The organism is Stenotrophomonas sp. 2YAF22 (assembly GCF_052114665.1).
Classification (GTDB): domain Bacteria; phylum Pseudomonadota; class Gammaproteobacteria; order Xanthomonadales; family Xanthomonadaceae; genus Stenotrophomonas; species Stenotrophomonas indicatrix.
Map to the genome: position 1 here is coordinate 1 of NZ_JBFRFE010000440.1, position 3629 is coordinate 3629.

A 3629-nucleotide genomic window follows, 5' to 3' on the forward strand; every position below is an offset into this window, starting at 1 on the left:
GAGACCAGGCACTGCAGGAAGATCTGCCCGCGGCTGGCACCCAGTGCGCGGCGCACGCCGATCTCACCGCTGCGGCGCAGGAACTTGGCCAGCAGCAGGCCGACCGTGTTGACCAGGCAGACACCGAGGAAACCCAGGGCCAGCCACATCTGCAGGCGCACGTCGCTGGGTACCGCGTTGTTGAAGGTCAGCCACTCCATCACGGTGCGCAGGCGCACGTTGGCCGGGCGCTCGAAACGGCCGGCAGCCCGCTGCTGGTCCGAGTAGTTCACCAGGTAGCGGCGGTAGTCCTCGGCCTTGGACGGCTCAAGCTCCACCCAGTACTGGATCCAGGTGCACGGCGCGTTGATCGAATTGCTGTCGTCATCGGGTGCGCCGTCGCGGAAGCAGTTCATGTTGCCGTTGCTGCCGAGCTTGAGGTCCATCGCGGTGGACAGCGGCATCATCAGGTCTTCCTCGCGGCCGTAGTTGCCCACGGTCAGGTCGAAGAAGTGCGGTTCCGGATTCCAGGTATCCATCACGCCGATCACGCGCAGCGAATGGCCCTCGACCCGGATCTGGCGACCGACACTGTCGGCGCCCTGGAACAGCTTGTCATTGATCACCTTGGACAGCACCACCACGCGGGCGCGACCGTCATCGTCGCTGGCGGTCCAGGCGCGGCCGTACAGCATCGGCACGTTGAACATCGGGAAGAAGTCGGCCGAGGTCCAGCGGGTGTCGATGTTGAACGGCTTCAACGTGCTGCCTTCCGGCTCGACGGTGACGGCGCCCGCACTCATCATCGCCTGGCGCTCGCCACGCTTCTCGCGCAGCAGCGTCTCGGCATCGAAGCGGGTCATCTGGGTCTCCGGCTCTTCGCCGGTCAGGTAACCCGAGCGCGGGCGCGGATCGACCTGTACGTAGAACAGGCGGTCGCTCTTGTCAGGGATCGGGTCGCCGGACAGCACGTGGAACACGGTCAGGGTGGTCATCGAAGCACCGATGCCCAGCGCGATGGCGACCACCATCAGCGCGGTCAGTACCTTGTTGCGGCGGAAGCTGCGCACCGCCAGTCGGGCGTAGTAGGCGAACATGGTCGTGCCCTCACTCGTTGACGGCGACGATGCGACGCGGGGTGGCCAGCACCGGCTCGCGCACCAGGTCGGTGACCTGGCCGTCGACGATGTGCACGTTGCGCTGCGCGCGTGCGGCCAGTTCCGGGTCGTGGGTGACCATCACGATGGTGGTGCCGGCGGCGTTGATCTCCTCCAGCAGTTCCATCACCCCGCGCGCCATCTGCGTGTCCAGGTTGCCGGTCGGTTCGTCGGCCAGCAGCAGGCGCGGGCTGCCAGCCAGGGCACGGGCGATCGCCGCGCGCTGCTGCTGGCCGCCGGAGAGTTCGTTCGGGTAGTGCTTCATGCGCGAACCCAGGCCAACCTGGCTCAGCGCCTTCTCGATGCGCTCGCGGCGCTCGCCGGCGCTCATCTTGCGGTAGCGCAGCGGCACGTCCACGTTGTCGAACAGGTTGAGGTCCGGAATCAGGTTGAAGCCCTGGAAGATGAAGCCGATCTTCTGGTTGCGCAGGCGGCTGCGGGCATCATCGCCGAGCTTGCTGACGTCCTGGCCATCAAGCATGTAGGTGCCGCTGGTGAAGGTTTCCAGCAGGCCGGCGATGTTGAGGAAGGTGGTCTTGCCGGAGCCGGATGGACCGGTGACGGCGACGAACTCGCCTTCCTTGACCTGCAGTTCCAGTGAACGCAGTGCGTGGGTTTCCACCTGTTCGGTACGGAAGACCTTGGCGACCGAACGCATTTCGAGCATGTACATAGGGTGTCCTCTCTCCAGGATGAATAAGTTGTCAGTTGACGGAGACGCGTTCGGCGTCCTTGAACAGGTCGCTGCCCGAGACCACGATGCGGTCCCCCGGCTGCACACCCGACTTGATTTCCACTTCGCCCAGGCTGCTGACGCCCAGTTCGATCGGACGACGCACCGCAGTGCGGCCATCCATTACGTAAGCCACGCCGTTGCCCTGTTCCACGAACGGGCCGCGCTCGACCTTCATGACGTTCCTGCGGGTATCCAGCAGCACCCGCACCGACATCCGCTGGCTCTGGCGCAGGCCTTCCGGCTGGGCTGCGGCAAAGCGGACGCGTGCGTTGACTTCGCCATTGACCACTTCCGGCGACACCGCACTGATCTCGCCCGGGAACGGCTGGCCATTGCCGCCGGTCAGCTGCGCCGGCATGCCGATCGCCAGATCGCGTGCGAAGCTTTCCGGTACCTTGATCTCGACTTCGAACTTGGAGAGGTCGACCACGCCGAGCACCGGCGCGTTGGCGGCAAGGTTGGTGGCCTGGGTGGCCTGCACCTGGCCGACCTGGCCGTCGAACGGTGCGCGCAGGGTCAGTGCGTCGACCTGGCGCTGCACTTCGGCCACCACGGCCTTCTGGCGGTCGGCCAGCAGGCGCTTGTTGCGTGCGTCCAGATCCGCGCCCTGGCTCTGCAGGCGTGCATCGGTGGTGGCATTGGCCAGGCTGATGTCGGCCTTCTTCAGGGTATCCTGGGCTTTGGCCAGATCGATCTGCGGCACCGCACCGCCATCGAAGCCGCGCTGGTAGCGCTGCAGGTCGCGGTCGGCGGCCTGGCGCTCGATGCTGGCCTGATCGGTTTCCTTGCGTGACTTGGCCCGGGCCAGGGTGGCATCCAGGTTGGCGCGGCTGGCCTCTGCTTCCAGACCGGCCAGAGTGGCCTCCTCCTGGGCGAGCTTGCTGCGCAGCTCGGGGCTGTCGATGATCGCCAGCTCCTGGCCCTTCTTGACCACGTCGCCGGCCACGACCTTCAGGTCGACCGTGCCGGCGGAGATCGCATACAGCACTGGGCTGTTGGCGGCGATCACGCGGCCGTCCGCGGCGATGTCGCGCACCAGGTCGCCCCGCTGCACTTCAGCCACGCGTACTCGGCTGCTGTCGAACGAGCGGCTGGCGTTGGACCACGCATGCACGGCCCAGCCGATGCCGGCGAGCAGGGCGATGCCGGCCAGGGCCGGCCAGCGGTAGCGGTGCCATGCGGCCTTGGGGGCACTGGCCGAAGCGGAGGAAACGATCTGGTCCTGGGCGGAGGTGTCGCGGATCATCGGGTTCGTGCCTGTCGGTGGTGCCAGAGTGGTGCTATGGACAAAGCACACAGCGTGCCAACTTTATTTCCTTTTCCATCAATGATTTGCGGATGCGTCATTACTGTCCGGGTGTCCGCGGACACCTTTCCGGACACTTTCATTAAGCGGACAGGAGGGGGGGCTGGCGGACACGCAGGCTAGAATGCGCCGACCGTCTTCAAGGAAATGCGTGACATGTGTGGAATCGTAGGTGCGATCGCCCAACGGGATGTGGTGCCGGTCCTGATCGAAGGACTGAAGCGACTGGAATACCGTGGTTACGATTCCTCCGGTATCGCCGTGATCGACCATGCCGAGCGCGCTGACGTGCGCCGCGTGCGCCGCACCGGACGTGTCTCTGAAATGGCCACCGCTGCCGAGGCCGAAGGCTTCACGGCCAGCCTGGGCATCGGCCACACGCGCTGGGCCACCCATGGTGGTGTCACCGAGGCGAACGCGCATCCGCACATCAGCCATGGCGTGGCGCTGG

3 protein-coding genes and 1 pseudogene are annotated in these 3629 nt (G+C 66.0%); 1 reads left to right on the plus strand and 3 read right to left on the minus strand.

Going from position 1 to position 3629, the window contains the following annotated elements; genetic code table 11:
- From AB4Y84_RS16030 to AB4Y84_RS16040, 3 genes are all read right to left on the minus strand, one after another.
- A partial coding sequence (locus AB4Y84_RS16030; protein WP_442250431.1) for an ABC transporter permease occupies positions 1 to 1076 on the minus strand: 1076 nt, incomplete at its 3' end.
- A gap of 10 nt (positions 1077 to 1086) precedes the next feature.
- Positions 1087 to 1809, minus strand: coding sequence for an ABC transporter ATP-binding protein (locus tag AB4Y84_RS16035; RefSeq protein ID WP_032976565.1), 723 nt, complete (start codon positions 1807 to 1809; stop codon positions 1087 to 1089).
- Between the two features lie 31 nt (positions 1810 to 1840).
- Positions 1841 to 3118, minus strand: a complete 1278-nt coding sequence (locus tag AB4Y84_RS16040; RefSeq protein ID WP_089237025.1) for an efflux RND transporter periplasmic adaptor subunit — start codon at positions 3116 to 3118, stop codon at positions 1841 to 1843.
- Positions 3119 to 3334: 216 nt separating this feature from the next.
- Between AB4Y84_RS16040 and AB4Y84_RS16045 the strand changes: the two are divergent.
- Positions 3335 to 3629, plus strand: a pseudogene (locus AB4Y84_RS16045) (glutamine--fructose-6-phosphate transaminase (isomerizing)); the annotation flags it as partial.